At 44.5% G+C, this 24824-nt stretch carries 21 protein-coding genes and 2 pseudogenes; 9 read left to right on the top strand and 14 right to left on the bottom strand.

The window, feature by feature from the left end:
- Positions 1–40: 40 nt before the first annotated feature.
- From KI655_RS22365 to KI655_RS24210, 4 genes and pseudogenes are all read right to left on the bottom strand, one after another.
- On the bottom strand, positions 41–346 hold the full coding sequence (locus tag KI655_RS22365) for a SelT/SelW/SelH family protein (protein ID WP_285353405.1): 306 nt from the start codon (positions 344–346) through the stop codon (positions 41–43).
- A 125-nt stretch (positions 347–471) separates the two neighbouring features.
- Entirely contained in the window at positions 472–987 is a 516-nt protein-coding gene (locus KI655_RS22360; RefSeq protein ID WP_285408793.1) for a regulatory protein ToxS, read from the bottom strand.
- A 1-nt stretch (position 988) separates the two neighbouring features.
- A pseudogene (locus KI655_RS24215) lies at positions 989–1357 on the bottom strand (transcriptional regulator); the annotation flags it as partial.
- A 161-nt stretch (positions 1358–1518) separates the two neighbouring features.
- Positions 1519–1894, bottom strand: a pseudogene (locus KI655_RS24210) (transcriptional regulator); the annotation flags it as partial.
- Between the two features lie 274 nt (positions 1895–2168).
- On the opposite strand from KI655_RS24210, the gene htpG reads away from it, so the two are divergent.
- The 3 genes from htpG (at position 2169) to hemH (ending at position 6255) form a co-directional block, all read left to right on the top strand.
- A complete protein-coding gene (htpG, locus tag KI655_RS22350; RefSeq protein WP_285408790.1) occupies positions 2169–4073 on the top strand; it encodes a molecular chaperone HtpG in 1905 nt (634 codons plus the stop codon).
- Between the two features lie 355 nt (positions 4074–4428).
- Positions 4429–5073 (top strand): adenylate kinase, encoded by a 645-nt coding sequence (gene adk, locus KI655_RS22345; RefSeq protein WP_239841315.1) that lies wholly within the window; start codon positions 4429–4431, stop codon positions 5071–5073.
- 219 nt (positions 5074–5292) lie between these two features.
- Positions 5293–6255, top strand: coding sequence for a ferrochelatase (hemH, locus tag KI655_RS22340; protein WP_285408788.1), 963 nt, complete (start codon positions 5293–5295; stop codon positions 6253–6255).
- 106 nt (positions 6256–6361) lie between these two features.
- On the opposite strand, the gene KI655_RS22335 is transcribed toward hemH, so the two are convergent.
- Complete coding sequence (locus KI655_RS22335) at positions 6362–7753, bottom strand: peptide MFS transporter (RefSeq protein WP_285408786.1); 1392 nt, start codon at positions 7751–7753, stop codon at positions 6362–6364.
- A gap of 438 nt (positions 7754–8191) precedes the next feature.
- Here KI655_RS22335 and rfaH point away from each other — a divergent pair, with 438 nt between their 5' ends.
- Entirely contained in the window at positions 8192–8710 is a 519-nt protein-coding gene (rfaH, locus tag KI655_RS22330) for a transcription/translation regulatory transformer protein RfaH (RefSeq protein WP_285408784.1), read from the top strand.
- A 115-nt stretch (positions 8711–8825) separates the two neighbouring features.
- Here rfaH and asnB read toward each other — a convergent pair whose 3' ends face one another.
- From asnB to nagA, 4 genes are all read right to left on the bottom strand, one after another.
- A complete protein-coding gene (gene asnB, locus KI655_RS22325) occupies positions 8826–10490 on the bottom strand; it encodes an asparagine synthase B (RefSeq protein WP_285408783.1) in 1665 nt (554 codons plus the stop codon).
- Positions 10491–10724: 234 nt separating this feature from the next.
- Positions 10725–12311 carry a cation:proton antiporter family protein gene (locus tag KI655_RS22320; RefSeq protein WP_285408781.1) on the bottom strand — a complete coding sequence of 529 codons (1587 nt, stop codon included), beginning with the start codon at positions 12309–12311 and terminating at the stop codon, positions 10725–10727.
- 85 nt (positions 12312–12396) lie between these two features.
- On the bottom strand, positions 12397–13611 hold the full coding sequence (locus tag KI655_RS22315) for an ROK family protein (protein ID WP_285408779.1): 1215 nt from the start codon (positions 13609–13611) through the stop codon (positions 12397–12399).
- A 2-nt stretch (positions 13612–13613) separates the two neighbouring features.
- Positions 13614–14750: an N-acetylglucosamine-6-phosphate deacetylase gene (gene nagA / locus KI655_RS22310; protein ID WP_285408778.1), complete on the bottom strand. Its 1137-nt coding sequence runs from the start codon at positions 14748–14750 to the stop codon at positions 13614–13616.
- A gap of 476 nt (positions 14751–15226) precedes the next feature.
- Between nagA and nagE the strand changes: the two genes are divergently transcribed.
- Together nagE and glnS are read left to right on the top strand one after the other, a co-directional pair.
- On the top strand, positions 15227–16786 hold the full coding sequence (gene nagE / locus KI655_RS22305) for an N-acetylglucosamine-specific PTS transporter subunit IIBC (protein WP_285408777.1): 1560 nt from the start codon (positions 15227–15229) through the stop codon (positions 16784–16786).
- 308 nt (positions 16787–17094) lie between these two features.
- Positions 17095–18762 carry a glutamine--tRNA ligase gene (gene glnS / locus KI655_RS22300; protein ID WP_285408775.1) on the top strand — a complete coding sequence of 556 codons (1668 nt, stop codon included), beginning with the start codon at positions 17095–17097 and terminating at the stop codon, positions 18760–18762.
- A 74-nt stretch (positions 18763–18836) separates the two neighbouring features.
- Here the strand turns inward: glnS and KI655_RS22295 are convergent, their stop codons facing one another.
- Positions 18837–19460, bottom strand: a complete 624-nt coding sequence (locus KI655_RS22295; protein ID WP_285408773.1) for a prepilin-type N-terminal cleavage/methylation domain-containing protein — start codon at positions 19458–19460, stop codon at positions 18837–18839.
- A 42-nt stretch (positions 19461–19502) separates the two neighbouring features.
- The gene (gene fcrX, locus KI655_RS22290; RefSeq protein WP_285408771.1) at positions 19503–19952 is read right to left on the bottom strand and encodes a ferric iron uptake transcriptional regulator FcrX; all 450 of its coding nucleotides are present in this window, start codon (positions 19950–19952) and stop codon (positions 19503–19505) included.
- Positions 19953–20160: 208 nt separating this feature from the next.
- On the opposite strand from fcrX, the gene KI655_RS22285 reads away from it, so the two are divergent.
- Positions 20161–20661 carry a DUF4442 domain-containing protein gene (locus KI655_RS22285; RefSeq protein WP_285408769.1) on the top strand — a complete coding sequence of 167 codons (501 nt, stop codon included), beginning with the start codon at positions 20161–20163 and terminating at the stop codon, positions 20659–20661.
- Between the two features lie 81 nt (positions 20662–20742).
- On the opposite strand, the gene fldA is transcribed toward KI655_RS22285, so the two are convergent.
- From fldA to KI655_RS22270, 3 genes are all read right to left on the bottom strand, one after another.
- On the bottom strand, positions 20743–21276 hold the full coding sequence (gene fldA / locus KI655_RS22280) for a flavodoxin FldA (protein ID WP_285408768.1): 534 nt from the start codon (positions 21274–21276) through the stop codon (positions 20743–20745).
- 55 nt (positions 21277–21331) lie between these two features.
- Entirely contained in the window at positions 21332–21553 is a 222-nt protein-coding gene (locus tag KI655_RS22275) for a DUF2788 domain-containing protein (RefSeq protein WP_285408766.1), read from the bottom strand.
- Positions 21554–21682: 129 nt separating this feature from the next.
- A complete protein-coding gene (locus KI655_RS22270; protein ID WP_285408828.1) occupies positions 21683–22444 on the bottom strand; it encodes an alpha/beta fold hydrolase in 762 nt (253 codons plus the stop codon).
- Between the two features lie 93 nt (positions 22445–22537).
- On the opposite strand from KI655_RS22270, the gene seqA reads away from it, so the two are divergent.
- Both seqA and pgm read left to right on the top strand, forming a co-directional pair.
- A complete protein-coding gene (gene seqA, locus KI655_RS22265) occupies positions 22538–23077 on the top strand; it encodes a replication initiation negative regulator SeqA (protein WP_285408765.1) in 540 nt (179 codons plus the stop codon).
- Positions 23078–23167: 90 nt separating this feature from the next.
- Complete coding sequence (gene pgm / locus KI655_RS22260; protein ID WP_285408764.1) at positions 23168–24814, top strand: phosphoglucomutase (alpha-D-glucose-1,6-bisphosphate-dependent); 1647 nt, start codon at positions 23168–23170, stop codon at positions 24812–24814.
- Positions 24815–24824: the final 10 nt, after the last annotated feature.

The following is a 24824-nucleotide window of genomic DNA, read 5'->3' as shown; positions in this document are numbered from 1 at the left end:
TGCGCTAAGTAATCAAAGAGCACTGAGATAAGATCGAGTGTTATTTTGAATCGACGTGGCCTAGGTCGCGTTCTGGGGCAATGATATTGCGGACTCGTTGTTTGAGTATTTTTGCCTCAGGGAATCCCCCTTCTGCTTTTCTGTCCCAGATGAGTACACCGTTACAAAAAACTTCGAACCGACCTCCGGTATCTGGGCAAAGTGTTACTGCACCGAGCTCTTCGCTAAAGGTATGCAGCAATTCTTGAGACAACCAGCTAGCACGAAGCATCCAATTGCATTGGCGGCAATAGTGAATGGTAACCGTCGGTTTTTCAGATGGTTCAAGGAGAGTTTGTGGTTCCATGTCTTATTCTCTTATCGATGGTGTGTGAGCGCGTCGAGTTGTTAGCTAGATAACGCTTTAGACAAACAGCCAGATAGCAAAAAGGGGCATCATGCCCCTTTCTCTTAATCTAGCTATTTGGTCACTTAGTTTGAAAACAATACCGTAGAACCGTGGTTCAAGCTAGTTAATAGCAGTGCCTTTGGATTCACAATATCGATTCTTCTACTCTGCTCAGCGTCCATTTTGATAACCTGAGTGATCAAATCTAACTGCTCTTGTGAGAAGTCTTGTCTCTGTGCAGATGTGACATCTTTAAACTCAGTTGGAGAAACCAACAGATAGTTATCGTTGATGTCCCATTGACCAGTCTCTGAAATGTTAATCACATTCGCAGGCGCTGTCTCAGTGCCATACAGTCTAACAATCGACATTCTTAGGTAGGTGCCGTTTGGTAGGTATTTAGCATTCGACGAGAGTTCAACCTTGCGCAATGGTCCAATGGTATCTTCCTGTTTGTTTTCAGTGATTAGAGTCACCATCTTCGACTGCCACTCATGCGCCGTCAGTAAGCGTTCAACTTTGGCATCGCTGCCCCAGTACAACCAACCGCTGAAAAGAGCAGAGCCTACAAGCAATACTAGTGAGATTTTTAATTTCATATTACTGATCACCCTTACAAATTTCACGTAGGTCAGTTTGGTTTGCGTACAGTCTCAGAGTGATGTTTTCGCTCGAGTACTCTTGTGCGTGAATGTAGTTTAAAGCTAGGTTGTTGGTCTGACCGCCAGTTGCAATCACTTGTGTCGGCTTAAGGTGACCATCATGCTCTGCATTGTAATGAGCTACACACTGTTCAATAGCTGGGATCCAGCTAGATAGATCAGGGTGATTAATAGGCGATAAAATTTGTACACCGTCGACTTCTGCAAGCGTGCGGAATTCAGACTCAGCCGGGTTGGTGAAGGTGATAACAAAAATAGGCATCAGCGCTGCTAAAACCCAAAGAGCACGATGCAACCATTTGTTTTCAGCTGGCGCGCTTACTTGGCTAGTGGTGTTTTTGACCTCTACTTCAGGCTTCGCTGCTGGTGTTGGTGATACGCTTGGTTCAACGGTTGCTGGCTCGAGAGTTTCTTCAATTTGAGGCTGCGCAGAAACCACAGCCTCTGATGCCACGTCTTGTTTCTCGGCAGTAACAGATTGGTCACTCGAAGAAAATGGTGCAGAGCGCTCTACCGTCGCGATGAATTGGTAACCGCGTTTTGGCACAGTCTTTACGAACTCTGGTGATTTTGTTGAGTCCTTAAGCATTTTACGCAGCGTCGAGATAGCTTGAGTTAAGCTAGAGTCATCAACCTCAAAGCCTTGGTCACGCCACACATATTCGTGCAGTTCGTTACGAGTGATCACTTCGTTCGGTCTTTCTGAAAGCATAAGGAGAATGCGGCTTTCATTGCTGCCTAAACGGACGATTTCACCTTCATTGTTCTGATCAACGAGGGAGTTGCTATTAGGGTCAAATACAAATCGCTGCGCGAGAATAAACTTTGTGCCGATATTGCTCATTGAACTCTTCTATGTTTTTGAATGGTTTTTTGGATGCGAAATAGACAAATTGCGAAGGAATTCAGCTTCAATTCCATCTAAATCATGATTCTTTTATGTTCTTTTATATTTATGATCCTTAGCATAATAAAAACAGATCAAAAAAACAGTGTTTTTATGATTTTTGACCTTGAATTTACAATTGTCATCCTCATGTTAATGAACATACAAGGGGGGACAAGTCAGAATATCCTTCCGATTTTGACGTTTTAAGTATAGATGTTTTGGAGTAAAAATGAGCGAAACAGCAACGCAAAATAAAGAGACTCGTGGCTTTCAATCAGAAGTTAAGCAGCTGCTTCACTTGATGATTCATTCACTATATTCGAATAAAGAGATCTTTCTTCGTGAACTGATCTCAAACGCATCTGACGCTGCAGACAAGCTGCGTTTTCAGGCATTGTCAAATGGTGAACTGTACCAAGGTGATGCTGACCTAGGTGTGAAGCTCTCTTTTGACGCCGATGCTAATACCTTGACCATTTCAGACAATGGCATCGGTATGAGCCGTGATGATGTGATTGAACATTTAGGTACCATCGCGAAGTCAGGCACAGCAGACTTTTTCTCTAAGCTTTCAGAAGACCAAAGCAAAGATTCACAGCTGATCGGTCAGTTTGGTGTTGGTTTTTACTCTGCATTTATCGTGGCGGATGCAGTAACGGTTCGCACTCGTGCCGCTGGCCTTGCTAATGATGAGGCAGTTCAATGGCACTCTGCAGGCGAAGGTGAATACACTATCGAGACAATCTCAAAAGAGTCTCGTGGTACTGACATCATTCTTCACATGCGTGACGAAGGTAAAGAGTTCCTAAATGAGTGGCGTCTACGCGACGTGATCAGCAAATACTCTGACCACATCGGTATTCCAGTTTCGATTTTAACTGCCGTCAAAGATGACGAAGGTAAAGACACCGAAGAGAAGAAGTGGGAGCAAATCAACAAAGCTCAAGCACTATGGACTCGCAACAAGTCTGACATCACTAAAGAAGAATACCAAGAGTTCTACAAACACGTTTCTCATGACTTTGCAGATGCTCTGACTTGGAGCCACAACAAGGTTGAAGGTAAGAACGACTACACAAGCCTGCTTTACATCCCATCTAAAGCGCCTTGGGATATGATGAACCGTGACCACAAGAGCGGTCTTAAGCTTTACGTTCAGCGTGTTTTCATCATGGATGACGCAGAACAGTTTATGCCATCATACATGCGCTTTGTTCGTGGTTTGATTGACTCGAATGATCTACCTCTGAACGTTTCTCGTGAAATCCTACAAGACAACAAGGTGACTCAATCGCTACGTGGTGCTTGTACTAAGCGTGTATTGACCATGCTTGAGCGTATGGCGAAGAACGACAATGAGAAGTACCTAGAGTTCTGGAAAGAGTTTGGTCTTGTGATGAAGGAAGGCCCAGCGGAAGACATGGCGAACAAAGAGAAGATCGCTGGTCTGCTGCGCTTTGCATCAACGGAAGTCGATTCTTCTGATCAAACAATCAGCCTAGCGTCTTACGTCGAGCGTATGAAAGAAGGTCAAGATAAGATCTACTACCTGACTGCAGACAACTACACAGCCGCAAAAAACAGCCCACACCTAGAGCAATTTAAAGCAAAAGGCATTGAAGTGGTTCTAATGTACGATCGCATTGATGAGTATGTAATGAACTACCTAACTGACTTCGATGGTAAACAATTCCAATCAATCACCAAGGCGGGCCTAGACTTAAGCAAGTTTGAAGGCGAAGAAGAGAAAGAGAAGCAAAAAGAGACAGAAGAAGAGTTCAAATCTGTTGTCGAGCGCACTCAATCTTACCTAGGTGAGCGTGTGAAAGAGGTACGTACCACGTTCAAGCTGGCAAACACGCCTGCTGTTGTGGTAACGGATGATTTCGAAATGGGTACTCAAATGGCTAAGCTACTTGAAGCAGCTGGCCAAGCTGCACCTGAGGTTAAATACATCTTTGAGATTAACCCTGAGCACGCTTTGGTTAAGCAAATGGCAGACGAAGCCGATGAAGAAGCTTTTGGCCGTTGGGTTGAACTTCTACTAGGCCAAGCAATGCTAGCTGAGAAAGGCTCAATGGAAGATCCATCACAGTTCTTGGGTGCAATCAATGAACTGTTGTCGAAACGCTAAGCTTTCGACTTTGGGCTAAAGCCTTAATTGTATTAAAAAGCTCGCAAATGCGGGCTTTTTTAATGAACGTCGCTGAACTGTCGCTATTAAGGTGATAAATGACGATGAATGTAGCGTCGCTCTTCAACCTTACATTCTTTAGTCTTAAATTCAGCCATAATGAATATTAATGTGGTAGAATGCTCGACCTAATCGGGTAGCAATCGTTAAATTGGTATCTACCTGTATGATTTTTAAACGTTATACCGAAACTTACCGTTGTGTTTATGTGTTGCTATTTTCGAACTCTATTCGTTACTAGCACACTCAAATAGTGAGCTTCGGTATAAATCATAATTTTATAAGAGGATTAAACATGCGCATCATTCTTCTAGGTGCTCCTGGCGCGGGTAAAGGCACTCAAGCAAACTTCATCATGAACAAATTTGGTATCCCTCAAATTTCAACTGGTGACATGCTACGTGCTGCTATCAAAGCGGGTACTGAGCTTGGTAAACAAGCTAAATCAGTAATCGACGCTGGTCAGCTAGTTTCTGATGAAATTATCCTTGGTCTAATCAAAGAGCGTATCGCTCAAGATGACTGCGAAAAAGGTTTCCTACTTGACGGTTTCCCACGCACAATCCCACAAGCTGATGGCCTAAAAGAGATGGGTATCGCTGTAGATTACGTTGTTGAATTCGACGTAGCTGATGATGTGATTGTTGAGCGTATGGCGGGTCGTCGTGCTCACCTTCCTTCAGGCCGTACATACCACGTTGTGTACAACCCGCCTAAAGAAGAAGGTAAAGATGACGTAACTGGCGAAGAGCTAGTTGTACGTGATGACGACAAAGAAGAGACAGTTCGTGCACGTCTAGGCGTTTACCACGATCAAACAGCACCTCTTATCGCTTACTACGGTAAAGAAGCTGAAGCTGGTAACACTAAGTACCTTAAATTCGATGGTACTAAGCAAGTTGCTGAAGTTAGTGCAGAACTTGAGAAAGCACTAGCATAATTGGCTAACAGCCAGTTTTATAATTTGATATATTGGAAGCGACCGGTCAGGTCGCTTTTTTTATATCAATTTTTTGCGTGATTGGCGTTTTTGAACGCTATATTGATGCCGTCAGCACGTAGCAGTCGTGATTGATCTGAAAAGAGTTAGTAGGGTGATCCCAAGAGTAACTGGCTGAGTATAAAGCTTTCCAAATTTCTTTAATGGTCTCAGGTATCTATGGAAAATAAAAAAAAGCAGGGTGTATTATTGGTGAACCTAGGGACACCAGATGCAGCAACACCTGCAGCTGTGCGCCGTTTTTTAAGCGAATTTCTGCATGATAAGCGAGTCGTGAGCCTGACTCGTTGGCTTTGGTGCCCAATCCTTCACGGTGTCATATTACCGATTCGTTCACCTAAAGTGGCCAAGCTCTATCAGTCAGTATGGATGGACCAAGGGTCGCCTTTGTTGGTTTATTCCCAACGTCAGGTCGCTAAGCTACAAGATAAACTTCAAATGCCAGTGGCACTGGGCATGACTTACGGTAATCCAAGCTTGAAAACAGGTATTGAAGCTTTGATGGCTCAGGGCGTTGAAGAGGTGATCGTTTTACCACTCTACCCACAATATTCCGGTACAACGACAGCAGCGGTTTCTGATGGGTTAACCAAGGCATTTAAACAGTTGCCTGTGATTCCGGGTTACCGCTTTATTCGTGATTATTATAGCCACCCGGGCTACGTTAAAGCGCTGGCCGAGAGTGTGCGTAAACATTGGCGTGAGCATGGACAAGGCGATCACCTTGTTTGTTCGTTCCACGGTATTCCAAAACGCCTAGCGGACCAAGGTGATATATATCCTCAACACTGTGAGCAAACCACTCAGCTTTTGGCTGAAGAGTTAGGCTTATCATCAGATAAGATCACCATGACTTATCAATCGCGTTTCGGTCGTGAAGAGTGGCTTAAGCCATACACAGATGAAACGTTAGAACAGCTACCTAAGCAAGGTATTAAGAAGCTCGATATCATGGCGCCAGCTTTCTCGGTTGACTGTTTGGAAACTCTGGAAGAGATCTCTGACCAATGCAAAGAGACATTCATCGAAGCGGGTGGGGAAGCCTTTAGCTATATCAAATGCCTGAATGACAATGATGAGCATATTGAAATGATGGCGGATTTGGTCGAACAGCATCGCTAGTTGACAAGAAGATCGCAAAAGAAAAGGAGTGACTCATCGAGCCACTCCTTTTTTGTTTTAACATACCGAGTATTTCTAGATACTTAGTACATAAGTGTTTGCAACGTTACGCCAGTGACGTTTGTGCGGTTGCTTCCTCACTTTCTGCTTCAACAGGGTTACCCTCAACACCATGCATCCAAGAAACCAGTTTATTTGCACATAGAAGCAGAATGACACCACTAACGGTTGCAGAAATTGCAATACCGCTGAAGATAGCCATTGCGCCTAGTTCACCCACATGTGAGCCCACCAGACCAGCAACATAGTTCGCGATTGCGTTGAAACCAAACCATGCACCCATCATTAAAGAAGCCAGACGAAGCGGAGCCAGTTTGGTCACAAGTGATAGACCAATTGGAGATAGGCACAGCTCACCCAAGGTATGGAAGAAGAATGCTCCAACGAGCCATAACATAGAGGTCTTAACGCTAAGATCGCCACCTTGCTCCATAACAGCACCGATCATACAAACAAAGCCAAGTGCTAAGAAGAACAGTGCCATTGCAAATTTAACCGGAGAGTTTGGCTCTCGTTTACCCAGTTTTACCCAGAACGCAGCGATAAGAGGCGCTAAGGTAATGATGAAGAATGGGTTAAGGGATTGGAACCAAGCTGCAGGTACCTCAAAGTCACCAATCATACGGTCAGTGTACTGTTGAGTGTAAATATTCATTAGGCCACCGGCTTGCTCAAAACCAGCCCAGAAGACAATAACGAACAGACCCATGATTAGGATAACCTTGAGTCGGTCGAACTCTTCTTTGGTCAGAGGGGCTTTGTTGTCTGACTTATTTAGCGCTTTAGCTCGCGCTGCGGCAGGTACAGAACCGATGTCGCCTAACCAAGATTGAGCCATTGTCATCTGCATGATCAAGCTAATCACCATACCGATACCAGCTGCTAAGAAGCCCGCTTTCCAGCCGTAAGAATCGACCGCAGCACCGGAAATAAGACCACCGATAAGTGCACCTAAGTTGATGCCCATGTAGAAAATAGTAAATGCGCCGTCACGACGATTGTCACCTTCTTGGTAAAGATCACCAACCATCGTTGAGATGTTTGGCTTAAACATACCATTACCACTGATAAGCAGAGCCAAGCCGAGATAAAGCGCGCTCACCTGGTCTAATCCCATAAAGCCAGTAGGTAGTGCTAAAGTAAACTGACCGAGTGCCATAAGCACACCACCAATAAGGATAGACTTGCGCTGGCCTAGGTAGTTGTCCGCAACCCAACCGCCAATAAGTGGGGTAATGTAGACTAAACCTGTGTAAATGCCATAAAGGTCGAGAGCGTCTTTGGTTGACCAACCTAGACCGCCATTGATAGTTGTGTCCGTAAGAAATAGAACCAAGATGGCACGCATCGCGTAGTAAGAGAATCGCTCCCATAACTCGGTACTAAAAAGTAGAAACAGCCCTCTAGGGTGGCCGAAGATGTTGTGTGTGTTTGCCATAAGTTTTACTAATTTTAGATATTAAAAGATTTTATAGTCACTCATGTATACATACCCAGATAAAAAGCTGCAATAGGGTGTTTTTGTGGTGATGATAAATATGCTTTGTTAAGTTTATGATTTAGTTTGCTTTTATTGAGAATGTTCAACGCCATTTATGTGCTGCAAACTAATTTTTCATTATTGAACAAGGCTTTATTGATGGAATTTTGGCTTGTAAGTAACAATTTGTGATTTGTAAGCGTATGTATTTTGCTCTGTATCATTTCGTGCAATTTACTGTATGATGTTCCAAAAGTTGGTCGATGAAGTATTTTTTGTTGATTAATGGGTCTACTCCGCAATATTTCTTAGCGATTAGCAATTCGTTTCATTCACCTAGATGAAACACATTTTTGCTATGTTAAGATGTAAAAAAAATACAAAATGGCTAGGAAAATGAAACGTTGGTATCTACTTTACTGTAAGCGAGGAGAACAACTCCGAGCGAAGCAGCACATGGAAAATCAGGGGGTAGAGTGTTTTTACCCTCAACTTGAAGTCGAAAAAGTCGTAAGAGGAAAGAAGAAACGAGTCAAAGAACCGTTGTTTCCTTCTTACATTTTTGTTCGCTTTGACTACGAGCAGGGCCCAAGCTTCACTACGCTTAGGTCAACACGAGGCGTTGTGGACTTTATTAAATTTGGCGCGATGCCACATGAAGTTCAAGGTGACTTGATTTACGAACTGAAGCAGATTGAACGAGAGTGTCAGGGTTACCCAGTTGATGATTGCCCTGAACTATGCCCGGACTATCAAGCTGGAGATGTGGTCGAGATTTGTAGCGGTCAGTTTGCAGGTATTAAAGCGGTTTATCACGAGAAAGACGGTGAAGCACGCTCAATTATGCTTGTTCAGATGATCAGTCAAATCGTTCCGATTAGTATCGAGAACGCGGCATTAGCTGCACGCATCTAATTCATACATCTAATACTAACCAAGGCTTAAATTAGTGTTAGGGTAATAAAAAAGGCGCTATAAGCGCCTTTTTTGATTCTGATTTTTAGAAATTTTGTCCCTAGCTGGGGAAGTTTTAGTACGAGTCGTTGTGAACGCTCTGTACCGCACGACCTGATGGATCGGCCATGTTTTTGAATGACTCATCCCACTCAATTGCTTTCGCAGAAGAGCATGCCACAGATGGACCGCCTGGTACACACTCTGCCGCAGACTCTAGCGGGAACAACTCTTCAAAGATCTCACGGTATGCGTAACCTTCTTTGGTTGTCGGTGTGTTGTATGGGAAGCGGAATTTTGCCGTTTCCATCTGTTGGTCTGTTACTTTAGCTTCCGCTGTCGCTTTCAGCGTATCGATCCAGTCATAGCCAACGCCATCTGAGAACTGCTCTTTCTGACGCCAAGCGATAGAATCTGGTAGGTAGTGTTCAAAACACTCACGTAGGATGTGTTTTTCCATCTTACCGTTACCACACATCTTATCTTCTGGGTTTAGACGCATTGCAACATCAATGAATTCTTTATCTAAGAAAGGTACACGACCTTCAACACCCCAAGCTGCTAGAGATTTGTTTGCTCGAGCACAGTCAAACATGTTCAGAGCTAGAAGTTTACGTACTGTCTCTTCATGGAACTCTTTTGCGTTTGGTGCTTTGTGGAAGTACAAGTAGCCACCGAAGATCTCATCCGCACCCTCACCAGAAAGTACCATCTTGATACCCATAGCTTTGATCTTACGAGCAAGTAGGTACATTGGAGTAGACGCACGGATGGTGGTCACATCGTAAGTTTCAATGTGGTAGATAACATCGCGAATCGCATCCAGACCTTCTTGGATTGTGTAGGTCATTTCGTGGTGAACCGTACCAATCTTGTCAGCAACTTCACGAGCAGCGATAAGATCAGGTGCACCTTCAAGGCCAACAGCGAAAGAGTGCAGTTGTGGCCACCAAGCTTCAGACTGCTCATCGTCTTCGATACGCATTGCCGCAAAGCGTTTAGCGACTGCAGAAGTGATTGATGAATCCAAACCACCAGAAAGCAGTACACCATAAGGAACGTCGGTCATCAGTTGGCGTTTAACCGCAGCTTCTAATGCTTCTGTTAGCTCTTCTTTGCTGGTTGAGTTGCCTTGTACCGCTGCATATTCGTTCCAATCACGCACATAGTAGCGTTGAGGCTCAGTATCTTTCGAACCGTATGAACAACCAGGAGGAAACTCGCTCACTGTTTTACATACTGGCACTAGTGCCTTCATTTCTGAAGCAACGTAGTAGTTACCGTGCTCATCGTAACCTTGGTATAGAGGGATAATACCGATGTGGTCACGACCAACTAGGTATTCGTCTTTCTCTTCATCATAAAGAACGAATGCAAAGATACCGTTTAGCTCTTCGAGTAAGTCTGCACCAAGCTCTTGATACAGTGCCAAGATAACTTCACAGTCAGAATCTGTCTGGAATTCGTATTTATCTTGGTAACGAGCACGAAGTTCTTTGTGGTTATAAATTTCACCGTTTACCGCTAGGATATGCTTTTTGTCTTGGCTGTATAGCGGTTGTGCACCACTGTTTAGGCCAACAATCGCAAGACGCTCGTGAGCAAGAATGGCTTTGTCACTGGCGTAAATACCAGACCAATCTGGGCCACGGTGGCGGAGCTTTTTAGACATCTCTAGAGCAACAGGGCGAAGTGCTGAAGCATCACTTTTTATATCAAGAATGCCAAATACTGAACACATAGAACTTCCTTTTAAATCATTTCCAAATCAACTGTATTCAATTTGCCATTCTGGCTAAAAAATGCAACCGGGTATGATGAAAAAGATTATATAAAGAGGCTTCTATTAGAAAATATCTAATATTATGTGATTTTTGGTTGATGAGATCTAAATGTGGTGTGATTTTTAGCCACTCATCTCAATTTTTCGCCAACGTTAGGCGAACAATCAGTGATGAGTGGCATAGAGGAAGTGCTACATTTTCATAATGTTAGGGTTTAATTGCTCGCATACGTGGCGCGCAAAACCACTACCGGCTTCACTGTAAATATTAAACGCGGCGTCAACACCATTCTCTTTCAAGGTCTCTAGTTGATCTGGATACTCTGCAATCGCAGCAATTTGCCCCTTAAAGTGACGAGACTGCAGCTGATCTAAAGCTGTTTGATTACCTTGGTGGTGAGGCATCGCCAAGATAACCAGTTTTACGTTGGCTGTATCTAAGATGCGTTCCCAGAAATCCGGGTCAGTAGCGTCACCAGAAATCACGTTTCTTCCTTGGTTTCTGTGGTTCTGTGCTGCTTCTTCTCGCACCTCTACACCCAAGCTCACTTTGCCGTAGCGTTCGCGTAACTCGTCGTAGGCACCGGTACCAATTCGCCCCATACCCAAGATCAGGACTTGAGCGCGACCCGGATCAATGCGCTTATCGCGTTGGTGTAGCTTTTCAGCCGCGTGCTCTTTTAGCCACTTACCAGACTGTTGATACAGTTTATGTCCAGCGCGATTGAGTGGCGCTGCAATCAAGAAAGAGAGAGAGACAGCAATTGCGACTGCGACCAAGATATCGCCAGACATCCATCCCATCTTAAATGCAAGACCACCAACGATCAGGCCGAATTCGCTGAAGTTGAATAGAGAAAGCGACGCAAGTAGCGAGGTGCGGACGCGGAATTTGAAGAAGTTGAGTACCCAGAAGTAGAGGAAGCCTTTGACTGGCAATAGCAGTAAGAACAGGATTGCCAGCATAAAGCCTTGAATGGTCGGCTGCTCTGATAAGCCGATATTAAGGAAGAAGCAGACAAGGAAGAGCTCTTTAAGGTTAAAGAGTGATTTAGATAGCTCTGATGCTTTGGCGTGTCCCGCCAGTAACATACCCAGAATCAGCGCACCTAGATCAGCTTTTACACCGACAAATTCAAACAGGCCTGCACCGACGACCAATGCGAAGAATATACCAAATAGCACCAGCATCTCGCCGTGGCCAACCCAATCGAGCACTTTGTAGAACAGTGGACGTAGCAAAGGAAGCGCGAACAGTGCAATCGCATACCACTCAGGGATTTTACCTGTAGAAGCCGTTAGGAATACCACCGCAAAGATGTCTTGCATAACCAAGATACCGATCGCAAGAGTGCCGTAAGTGGCATTCATTTCACCTTTCTCTTGGAGTGTTTTTACTGCAAAAACGGTACTAGAGAAGGAAAGGGCGAAACCGAGCAGGATAATTTGCTCGTTGGACATTGCCGCAAGCGACGAAATACCCAGTAGCTTAAATCCAAACAGAGCCAGTGCAAAAAAGAGTGTTGATAATAGGTTATGCACCGTGGCGCCCGCCCAGATCTCTTTAGAGAGCAAGGTCTTGATATCGAGTTTGAGGCCAATGGTGAACAGCAGCAGTGTGACACCGAGATCGGCGAGGGTAACGATGGTGTCGTTACTCTCAAAACCAAACGCGTTGAGTGCAAAGCCAGCAATGAGAAAGCCAACGAGTGGGGGAAGGTGACACTTTAACGAAATAAAGCCAGCAATAAATGCTGCGGATAATAGTATAAGTTCCATAACTTGTAGTAGTTGTTCCCTAGCTTATAAAAACGGGCCGTGTTTATCCAAACACGGCCCGCGGAAAATCAATATTTGTTTTTCTTTAGTCTTCGAGTAACTTCTGCAACAACACGCCGTTGAGCATGGCACGCTTGATCATCGCGAAAGCACCCATTGTCGGATGTTTATCGATTTCAGATGCTACAATAGGCAAGCCGCTATGGAAAGTCGTTAGAGATTGATTCTCTACATTGCGCTTGATTGCGGGGAAAACAATGTCTTGAGCCTTGGTAATTTCACCAGCAATGATCACTTTTTGTGGGTTAAACAAGTTAATTGTCATTGCGATGGCTTTGCCCAATTGGTTACCAACGCGAACTAAACTCTGTTTTGCGAGCTCATCACCATTCATCGCATGGTCACACACATCTTGAATCGTAATTCGTTCAAGTTCAGTTAAAGAAGACTCGTAGCCCTGCTTAATCAGTTTTTGAACGCGTTCAACGATAGCTGGGTTCGCAGCCACAGTTTCTAGGCAGCCGAAGTTGCCACACTGACATTGCTCACCAAGTGGATCGATTTGAATATGACCAATCTCACCAACATTGCGGTTATGGCCTAAGAATACTTGGCCATTCACAATGATACCTGCACCTGTACCACGGTGAACACTCACCAAAATAGAATCTTGGCTATCTTGGCTTGCACCGAAGTAATGTTCAGCGAGTGCCATACCACGAACATCGTTACCAACGAAACAAGCAACGTGGAAGGTGTCGCGAATGATGTCGCTTAGCGCTAGATTATCAATATCGGTATTTGGCATGTACTCAACAACACCGGTTGTTGGGTTCACTAGGCCTGGAAGGGTAATACCAATCGCGATAAGTTGATCGATTTGATGCTGCTGCTCTGCCACAAACGATTTAAGAGTCGTGAGTAGACCTTGCATGAGGTCAGATTGATCAGAGTAGTTTAAATCTTCTTGAACGAAAGCCAGCTCACGACCACCAAGGTCATGAAGGCTGATTTGAATATAATCTCGCCCTAAACGAACAGCGATGGAATGAAAAGGCTCCACCTCGGTTGTTAGTGAGATAGCGCGTCTACCGCCAGTAGACGCTTGCTGAGCGACCTCTTTGATGAGGCCACGTTCTAATAATTGGCGGGTAATTTTTGTAACACTTGCTGGTGCGAGTTGGCTTACGTCAGCCACCTGTATACGACTGATAGGACCTTGTTGGTCTATTAGTCTGTATACCGCCGCACTGTTTAGTTGTTTAACTAAGTCTACGTTACCTATTTGTCCGCCATTCATACTTAATTGTGCTCGTATTGTCCGTTAACAACAGTCGCTTTTACATTGAAGTCTCGATCGAATACAGCCAGGTTTGCAACCATGCCTTTCTTGATTCGACCTAGTTTACCCTCTACACCCATTGCTGTTGCTGGGTATAGTGTAGCCATACGCAGAGCTTCGTCTAAAGCGATTCCAGCGTGCTCAACTGTGTTCTGTACTGCTTCGATCATCGTCAGAGCTGAGCCGCCCAGTGTGCCGTTTTCATCAACACACTTACCATCTCGGTAATATACTTTCTTACCGACAAAAATAAAGTATTCCATGTCAGCACCTGCAGGAGCTGTGGCATCCGTCACTAATACCAACTTTTCTCCCTTGATTTTATGCGCAATACGGATGTTTGCGTAATCAACGTGGAAGCCGTCTGCAATGATACCTGCATACACTTCAGGAGTGTCGTAGATAGCACCTACTACGCCTGGCTCACGGCCAACCATTGGTGTCATCGCGTTGAAAAGGTGTGTTGCGAAGGTAATGCCTGATTCAAAGCCCTTGCGCGCTTCAGCGTAAGTTGCATTGGTGTGGCCGATTGAAACCACAACGCCAGCTTGGTGTAGGCGCTCGATATGCTCTGGATCGTTTTGCTCTGGTGCTAACGTTACTTTAGCCACTAGGTCGCGGTTTTCGCAGATTAAGTCGATCATCTCGCTGTCTGATTTGCGAATGTGGTCAACGCTGTGAATACCTTTTTTCGCGACGTTAAGGTAAGGGCCTTCTAAGTGTAAACCCAGAGATTGGTTTTGGTATTGGTTGTGATATTCACGAGCGGCTGTGATTACTGCACGCATATCTTCGTCTGAAGATGTGATGAGTGTAGGTAGGAAGCTAGTACAGCCAGACTTTAGGTTAGCTCGGTGCATGATCTGCATGGTCTCTGCAGTAATTTCATCATTAAGCATAACACCACCACAACCGTTCAATTGTAGGTCGATAAAGCCCGGGCTCAGGTTGGCACCGTTTAGGTCACGAACTTCGATGCCGTCTGGCAGTTCAGTAACAGGGCAGACTTGTTTAATCAGTCCGTTTTCGATAACTACTGCGTGATCAGTCAGAACATCACTACCAGTGTAGATTTTACAGTTACTTAGCGCGTACATAGTCAGCTAATCCTTATTTCGTGAGATCTTTAAATTTTGTTCGTTACCTAAATGTCGACTTAGTTTGCAAACATCATTTACGTAACGATTTAACTTTTTTAAACCGGCGTTCTTCAAAGTGAAGCGCGAATTAAGCCATTGAAAATACAGTAAACAAATACCTTCTAGCCTTTCATTAGGCGGCCTAGTCATTGATTATTAGTGGAGCAAAGAAAGCGAGTGCTACCTATGCATTGGCCTAATGTTTAGTGTCGAATTTTATCTGTAAATCTTCATTTTTTTGAATGATAAAATAAGTTTTATGATCTCGCTAGCAAAAACCTTTGGATTTGGCAAAAACTGGTGATTAGGATCACAAATGGTAAGGTTTTAATTTGCGGAGCAAAATTAATTGAATACACTGATTAGGACTAAATTGAGCGACTAAAATAAGTTTCTCAAACGAATTCTAAAAATCCTATAGGGGGAAACAACAGGTGAATATTCTAGGATATGCACAGAAGCTAGGTAAAGCGTTAATGCTTCCTATCGCAACGCTTCCGATTGCGGCGCTTCTACTACGTTTAGGTCAAGGCGATCTACTTGATATTCCATTCATGGCGCAAGCTGGTGGTGCTATCTTCGGTAACCTACCGCTGCTATTTGGTCTAGGTATCGCAATTGGTCTTTCTAAAGATGGTAACGGTGCAGCAGGTCTTGCTGGTGCGGTTGCTTACTTCGTACTAACTGCGACAGCAACAACAATCAATGCTGACGTAAACATGTCTTTCTTCGGCGGTATCTTCGCAGGTATCATCGCAGGTCACTCATACAACGCTTTCCATGCAACACGCCTTCCTGAGTGGCTAGCATTCTTCGCAGGTAAACGTCTTGTGCCTATCATGGCCGGTCTATTTGCGTTAGTTGCTGGTGCAATCTCTGGTGTGGTATGGCCTGGTGTTCAATCTGGTCTAGATGCACTAGCTCACGCAGTATCGACGTCTGGCGCTATCGGTCAGTTCGTATACGGTACTCTTAACCGTGCACTTATCCCTGTAGGTCTACACCACGTATTGAACTCGTACTTCTGGTTCGGTATGGGTACTTGTCAAGAAATCGTAGTAGCAGGTTCTGCTGGCTTCGAAAGCTTCAAGCAACTTTGTGTTGACCCAGCTCTAGCGAAAACTCTAGTTGTTGGTCAAGAGTACACTTTCAACTTTGCGAACTCTGTAAACCCAGAAATCACTGCAGTTGTTAAAGAAGTAACTGAAACAGTTAAGTCTGGTGACCTACACCGCTTCTTCGGCGGCGACAAAGGCGCTGGCGTATTCATGAATGGTTTCTTCCCAGTAATGATGTTTGGTCTACCAGGTGCTGCACTAGCAATGTACCTAGCAGCTCCAGCTGAAAAACGCGGTCAAGTTGGCGGCGCACTATTCTCAGTAGCATTCTGTTCATTCCTAACAGGTATCACAGAGCCACTAGAATTCATGTTCGTATTCCTAGCTCCTGCTCTATACGCAATGCACGCAGTATTTACTGGTCTATCTCTAGTAATCGCTAACATGTTCGGTACGCTTCACGGCTTCGGTTTCTCTGCTGGTCTAATCGACTTCGTATTGAACTTCGGTCTAGCGACTAAGCCAATGACTCTACTGTTCATCGGTCTAGCATTCGGTGCTCTATACTTCTTCACATTCAGCTTCGCAATCCGCGCTTTCAACCTGAAATCGCCAGGTCGTGAAGATGACGACGAAGGTGCTGCAGCAACTGACGGTGAAGCGCCAAAAGGTGACCTAGCTCGTCAATACCTAAAAGCACTAGGTGGTCACGAGAACCTAACTTCAATCGACGCTTGTATCACTCGTCTACGTTTAACTCTTAAAGACCGCTCTGTTGCTGACGAAGCAGTTCTTAAGAAACTAGGTGCTAAAGGTGTGGTTAAACTAGGTGAGAACAACCTACAGGTTATCCTAGGCCCACTAGCTGAAATCGTAGCTGGCGAAATGAAAGCTATCGGTGCAGGTGAAGACCTATCAGACGTTAAACTTCCTTAGTCGCTTTAGCGTAGAGCAAATTACTCACGCAACAGCCACAAGAACTAAGTAAGTCGAAATCAAAGCCTCCCTTTTTTGGGAGGCTTTTTCGTATGTGGTTTTGGTGGTTGAAACGTCCAACGTTCTATTCTTCATCGAATAGGAGAAATATTCGCAATAAACTGATGGTTCTTATTGTGTAAAGGCTAAGAATTGTGGATGATTAGCAACAATGATCTTTCTATCCTAGGCTTGAGATAAATGGGCTGTTTATGGAACAGAAAGAAGAATTTTTCTCTGACAATACTAAATACATAGAGGTGCTATAGATGAGTGAAGCTGAGGCTCGTCCATCGAATTTCATTCGCCACATTATTGATAAAGATTTAGCGGATGGTACACACACTAGCGTGCATACTCGTTTCCCGCCGGAGCCGAACGGTTACCTGCACATCGGTCACGCTAAATCTATCTGCTTGAACTTTGGTATTGCTCAGGACTACCAGGGACAATGTAATCTTCGTTTCGATGATACAAACCCTGAAAAAGAAGACGTTGAATACGTTGAGTCAATTAAGAATGATGTAAGCTGGTTAGGCTTCGAGTGGTCTGGTGACATTTGTTACTCATCAAACTACTTCGATACGCTTTACGCTTACGCTGTCGAATTAATTAATAAAGGCTTAGCGTACGTAGACGAGCTAAGTCCTGAGCAGATCCGTGAATACCGTGGCACGCTAAAAGAGCCAGGTAAAGCGAGCCCATATCGTGATCGCAGCCCTGAAGAAAACCTAGCGCTATTCGAAAAAATGCGTGACGGCGGCTTCGAGGAAGGCAAAGCGTGTCTGCGTGCGAAGATCGACATGAGCTCTTCATTCATGGTAATGCGCGATCCGGTTATCTACCGTGTGCGTTTTGCTCACCACCACCAAACGGGTGACAAGTGGTGCATCTACCCAATGTACGACTTCACGCACTGTATCTCTGATGCACTAGAGGGCATTACGCACTCTATCTGTACGCTTGAGTTCCAAGACAACCGCCGTCTTTACGACTGGGTGCTAGATAACATCACTATCGATTGTCAGCCTCGTCAGTACGAGTTCAGCCGTCTTAACTTAGAATACACAGTGATGTCGAAGCGTAAGCTGAACCAACTTGTGGTTGAAAACTTAGTTAACGGTTGGGATGACCCACGTATGCCGACTATCTCTGGCCTACGTCGTCGCGGTTTCACGCCTGCGTCAATTCGTGAGTTCTGTAAGCGTATTGGTGTAACCAAGCAAGAGAATATGATCGAGTTTGGTTCTCTTGAATCTTGTATTCGTGATGACCTAAACGAAAACGCACCACGTGCAATGGCTGTTCTTGATCCGGTTAAGATCGTGATTGAAAACTACGATGCTGACAAGGTTGAAACACTAACGGTTGCTAACCACCCGAACAAGCCTGAGATGGGTACTCGTGAAGTTCCATTTACTCGTGAAGTTTGGATTGAGCGTGATGACTTCCGCGAAGAAGCAAACAAGAAGTACAAGCGTTTGGTTCTAGGTAAAGAAGTTCGCCTACGTGGTGCTTATGTGATTAAAGCTGAACGTATTGAGAAAGATGCTGAAGGTAACATCACAACGATTTTCTGTTCTTACGACGATGAAACGCTAGGTAAGAACCCAGCTGATGGCCGTAAAGTAAAAGGTGTTATCCACTGGGTATCTGCTGATAAAGCACTACCAGCAGAGATTCGTCTGTACGATCGTCTATTCACAGTTGCTAACCCAGCGGCTGCGGATGACTTCGCTGCAACAATCAACCCAGACTCCCTGGTTAAACTGAATGGTTTCGTTGAGCCAAGCCTAGCAGAAGCTGCGCCAGAACAAGGCTTCCAGTTTGAGCGTACTGGTTACTTCTGTGTAGATTCGAAAGAGTCTAAAGCAGATGCGCTAGTATTCAACCGCACGGTTGGCCTGCGTGACACTTGGGGTAAAACAGAAGCTTAATTGTATCTTCTGTTAGACATATTAAAAGCCGGCATCATTGCCGGCTTTTTTGTATCTAGCGCTTTAATATCAAATTATTGATTAGGATCTTGTTGAGTGACTTCTCCGGTGCGTGAGTTATACCAAAACACATAGCCTGCATTATTTGGGTCACTGTCGAAATCGACTCGCGTGTAGATGTAGTAGCAGATAGCGAGCTTAGTCTGTGAAGAACCATTCTTAGCGATAAAACTCAGGTTTTGACGACGAGTAACAAAATCGAAGTCACCGGACTGGTTTGGGTCTGTGGTTGCAGTGAGGTCTGTTGTCATAATGGCATCCCAAATCGAGACGCAGCCTTGATCGCCTTGACCAATATTATAAGGCTGACCCATTGGGTTACCTTTATCTACACCTAATGGATAGCCGACGTCGTTGACATCTAGTTGAGCATTACCATCTTCGTCTTCCCCAAAGCCGGGCATATCATTCATTTCCGCATTACCACCACCACTCACTAGCCATTTGCTGTGGGCGAAGGTGATGGCGCTTTGAAATTGTGATTCTGCGCCTTCAAAAAGCGCAATACGACTGTCGTCTTGGATATTGAGAAAACGAGGCAGGGCAACAACCGATAGCACAACGATAATCACAATCGCTACTAGCATTTCAATGAGGGTGAAGCCTCTATAGGGTGATTTTGAAAGATCCTTTTTCATCGCTCTCCAAATAAAAAACGCTGACCGAGGCCAGCGTTTTTTCTATTTCTTAGGTTTGTGTGCGTCTGGGTTGTTTTTGCAATCGCCCGTCATGCTCTTACCGTAAAGGTACAAACTATGGTTTGTTAGCTGAACGTTGTAACGCTTAGCAATCTCTTTTTGTCGCTCTTCGATGATGTCGTCTGAGAATTCGATCACTTCACCACAGTCTAAACAAACCAGGTGATCGTGATGGTGCTGCGTTGATAGTTCGAATACAGACTTACCGCCTTCGAAGTGGTGGCGAGTAACAATGCCAGCGTCATCGAATTGGTTAAGAACTCGATAAACGGTCGCAAGGCCAATCTCTTCACCTAAGTCGATTAGCTTTTTATACAAGTCTTCAGCACTAATGTGTTGGCAGTCTGGCTGTTGTAATACTTCTAGAATTTTGAGCCTTGGGAGGGTCACTTTAAGACCAGCATCTTTTAGCGCTTGATTGTTGTCTGACATATACTTTCCTGTTGATGATCTGCAGCAATTAACAGAATTCAATATTCCCATTATTATAGGATACTCGACCGCAACAATAAACCACGAACTTCAAAGGGTTACTCACTTACATCACAATCTGTTTTGTAAAATCTAAATATCTCTCTTATATTGGAGGTACGACCAGTTATTATGGTGGTGAATAAAAAACAGAACATGGAAGATCGTAATGAACAAGCAACTCGCTAGAATCTACAAACCTAATATCGTTAAGTTTGCGCTCAACATCTGGCCTCCGTTTTGGGGCGCAGGAATCAAAATTGCCCACATTAGCCCTGATTTTAGAGTTGTCAAAACCGTATTGAAGTTACGCTGGTGGAATAAAAATGCCAATCGTACTCAGTATGGAGGTAGTATCTTTTCTCTGACCGATCCCGTTTACTCATTGATGTTAATGGGAATCTTAGGGGAGCGCTATTATGTGTGGGATAAAGAGGCGAGTATTAACTTCATTAAACCCGGACAATCGGATTTGTACGCAGAATTTGAGATCACCCAAGGGCAGCTCGATGATATCTATCGCCAGACTCAGCTGGGTGAAAAGTGCTTTCCGGAGTTCGTAATATACGTCAAGGACAAAAAAGGGCAGGTGGTGTCTGAAATTCAACGCACATTGTATGTGAGGAAGAAACCACAGTTTCGGGAAGATGATGAGCCGGTTGAGGCTTAATTCACTAAAAGTTGAAAGAAATAGAAACAAAAAAACCTCCGCGCGGGAGGTTTTTATATATTCAGTTAGCAGATTGACAGATTAGTCTTCAAGCTCTGCTAGGCACATCTCTTCGTGGATTTGTTTAACCCAGTTAGATACGCGCTCGTCAGTCAGTTCTGGTTGACGGTCTTCGTCGATACATAGACCAACGAATTGGTTGTCATCGCCTTCAACAAGTGCTTTAGACGCTTCGAACTCGTAGCCTTCTGTTGAAGTGTAACCTAGGATAGTACCGCCCTTCGCTTCAACGATGTCGCGAATTGTACCCATCGCATCACAGAAGTACTCAGCGTAATCTTCTTGGTCACCACAACCAAAGATAGCAACTAGCTTAGTTGAGAAGTCGATTGCTTCTAGTTCAGGGAAGAAATCATCCCAATCACACTGTGCTTCACCGTAGTACCACGTTGGGATACCAAGTAGAAGCAGGTCGAAGTTATCGATGTCTTCTTTGCTGCTTTTTGCAATGTCTTGAACATGAACGAGCTGCTTGCTCAATTGCTTTTGAATCATCTTTGCAACAGCTTCAGTGTTACCTGTATCGCTACCGAAGAAGAGACCTACACTTGCCATAGAATCATTACCTTTCATTTTGTCTGTTGTCGGTGTAATAAAGTGTCGACGGGAATCAACCGATTCCTGTACCTTCCCAGCTCATCTGAATTATCCCCTTGGCGATAAAACCTGCACAGCCAAGGAACAGCACTAACCATACAATGCGACGACCAAATGCTGGAACATTACCTTGTTTTAGAACGTCTTTAATTGCCATACCGATTAGAAAGAAAATCGACGCAAATAGAAGATCTAAACCAATAGATTCAATGATGTTCATGTAGTCGTAAAGCATGGGAACCTTATATACCAATTTTGCTTGGGCGCACTATATCACTGTTGTGAGATAAAGTTAATCCGCAGAGATCGCTGACTTCTCATTTATCTGTTGATGTAGAGATTGTTCACCAAAAAAACAGAACGATTAGCCTAAGAATTTACGAATCGCTCTGAGCACTTCTTTGGGTTTTTCTGCGTGCAGCCAGTGACCAGTGTTGGCAATCACGTGCGCTTTCACATTCGAAAATTGTTGCTGTACTGCCGATTGATGCTCTGGCATTAAATAGTCAGAGTCGCCGCCTTTAACCAATAGCGTTTTGACGTCAGTTTTCTTAATAGGTTCCCAACCGATAATATTGGCGTAGTTAGACTCCAATGATTCGACATTGAATCGCCAAACCATCACGCCTTGTTCGTTTTTATACAGGGATTTCGTTAGAAACTGTCTGACACCATCCATCTCGATGTGCTTAGCCAATACCTTTAATGCCTCTGCTCTAGAGCTTGGCTGCTCTTGAATCACGGCATTAAGGCCTGCCAGTACATTGTCGTGGCGACTTTGGGTATAGGCAACTGGGGCCATGTCGAGCACGATCAGTTTATCGATGTCGGTTTTTTCCGTCAGTGCCATGGCGACCTTGCCACCCATTGAGTGACCGATGACAGTGGGGTTGGTGATGTTTAGCGAGGATAATAACTGCGCGACATCATCAGCCATTGAACGATAGTCGTGGGTGTCGCTGTGGGGCGAGACACCATGGTTACGCAGGTCGATACTGAGTACCTGATGATCCGTTTTGAGATCGCGAGCAAGCAGGCCTAAATTATCCAGATTGCCGAACAATCCATGGATCAAAACGATGGTGTGACCTTCACCTTCCAATTTATAGTTGAGCTGTACTGACATTTTTATCTTATTCATGGTGGGTTTGACGTAGAGTATCCGCGCGGATCTCGCTATAATCCCCCAGAGTTTAAACATTGAGATTGTGAAAAGCGAATGAAAACAATTGAGGTTGATGAGGACCTATACCGTTATATCGCGGGTCAGACAGAACGTATCGGCGAAAGCGCTTCAGATATTCTGCGCCGTTTATTACAGGTGGACAACCAAGGCTTGGCTCCGGTTGAAGAGATCGTAGAGCCGAAAGGTATCGTTGTGAGTAAGGAAGTAGGCTTTACTCCAGAGAAGCTGGATGGCGTAAAAGAGATGCGCTCTCTGCTTATTTCAGATGAATTCGCCTCTTTAAAGAAAGCCATTGATCGTTTCATGTTAGTGTTATCAACACTGCATAAAATTGACCCAGCGAGCTTTTCAGAAGCGACTCAAGTAAAAGGTCGTAAGCGTGTTTACTTCGCAGATAACGAAGCAACACTGTTGGCGAACGGTAACACGACTAAGCCAAAAGCGATTCCACTGAGTCCGTTTTGGGTTATCACTAACAACAATACTAGTCGTAAAAGACAGATGGTTGAACAGTTGATGAGCCGTATGAATTTCCAAGCTGAACTAATAGAAAAAGTAACAGGTTCAATTTAGGGAAATCAGATTTAAACCTCATAATATCCATGCTAAAGAAGATATTATGAGGTTTTTTTGTTTTTAAATTTTATATATAAGGATGTCAAAATGGCTATGCACCCTCGTGCCGGGCAGAAAGCTCAGCAGGAAGATCTTCATAATATCCCGGCTTTAGTTGCTAACTATTTCTTACAGCAACCGGATGCGTCTAACCCAGATCATAAAGTACAGTTTGGTACTTCTGGTCACCGTGGTACAGCAGACAAATCAACATTTAATGAAAACCACATTCTTGCTATTGCTCAAGCAGTAGCAGAAGTTCGTGCAGAGCAGGGCACGACAGGACCTCTGTTTGTAGGTAAAGATACACACGCGCTCTCTGAGCCAGCATTCTCTAGTGTTGTTGAAGTACTGGTTGCCAATGGCGTTCAAGTGATCACTCAACAAGACAATGGCTACACACCAACACCGGGTGTTTCTCATGCGATTCTAACGTACAACCTTAAGCACGAAGATAAGGCTGACGGTATCGTTATTACGCCATCTCACAACCCACCACAAGATGGCGGTATCAAGTACAACCCAGTACACGGCGGTCCTGCGGAAGCTGAGCTGACTCAAGCTATCGAAGATCGTGCTAACGTTCTGATTGCAGAAGGCCTGCAGGGTGTTAAGCGTATGTCTCTTACAGAAGCAAAAGCGTCTGAGCTGTTTGTAGAGATGGATCTTGTTAAGCCATACATTGATGATCTAGTTAATGTGATCGATATGGAAGCAATCCAAAAAGCGAACCTAAAAATTGGTGTCGATCCACTAGGTGGTAGCGGCATCGACTACTGGCGTCAAATTGGTAAGGCATACAACCTTGACTTAACTTTAGTAAGTGAAGCTATCGACCCATCGTTCCAGTTTATGTCTCTAGATAAAGATGGCGTGGTTCGTATGGACTGTTCTTCTCCTTACGCAATGGCAGGTCTGCTAGCGCTTAAAGATGAGTACGACCTAGCATTTGGTAATGACCCTGATTACGACCGCCACGGTATCGTAACGCCAAAAGGCCTAATGAACCCGAACCACTTTCTAGCGGTATGTATCGACTACCTATACCGTCATCGTGAAGGTTGGGGCAAAGACGTCGCTGTTGGTAAGACACTGGTATCAAGTGCATTGATTGACCGCGTAGTTGCAGATCTTGGTCGTGAACTTTGTGAAGTTCCAGTAGGCTTTAAGTGGTTTGTGGATGGTTTATACAACGGTACGTTCGGCTTTGGTGGTGAAGAGTCTGCGGGTGCATCATTCCTACGTAAAGACGGCACACCATGGTCAACAGACAAAGATGGCATCATTTTGTGTCTTCTTGCTGCTGAAATTACCGCGGTAACGGGTAAGAACCCACAAGACTACTACGAAGAGCTAGCGGCAAAACACGGTGAGTCTAAGTACAACCGTATTCAAGCCATTGCTAACGGTCCTCAAAAAGACGTACTTAAAAAGCTATCGCCAGAGATGGTTGCAGCAGAAACATTAGCGGGTGATGCAATCACTGCTCGTCTAACGCACGCTCCTGGTAATGGTGCAGCAATCGGTGGTCTTAAAGTGACAACTGAAAACGGTTGGTTTGCAGCTCGTCCGTCAGGCACGGAAGATATCTACAAGATCTACTGCGAAAGCTTTAAAGGCGAAGAGCACCTGAAACAGATCGAAGCAGAAGCACAAGAAATCGTTAACCAAGTGTTTGCTGCGGCAGGCCTATAATCGGTAATCG

Origin of the sequence: Vibrio sp. D404a (assembly GCF_030248535.1) — a bacterium.
Classification (GTDB): Bacteria; Pseudomonadota; Gammaproteobacteria; order Enterobacterales; family Vibrionaceae; genus Vibrio.
The sequence above is the reverse complement of the archived record's forward strand: the minus strand, read 5'-3'. Positions and strand labels throughout refer to the sequence as shown.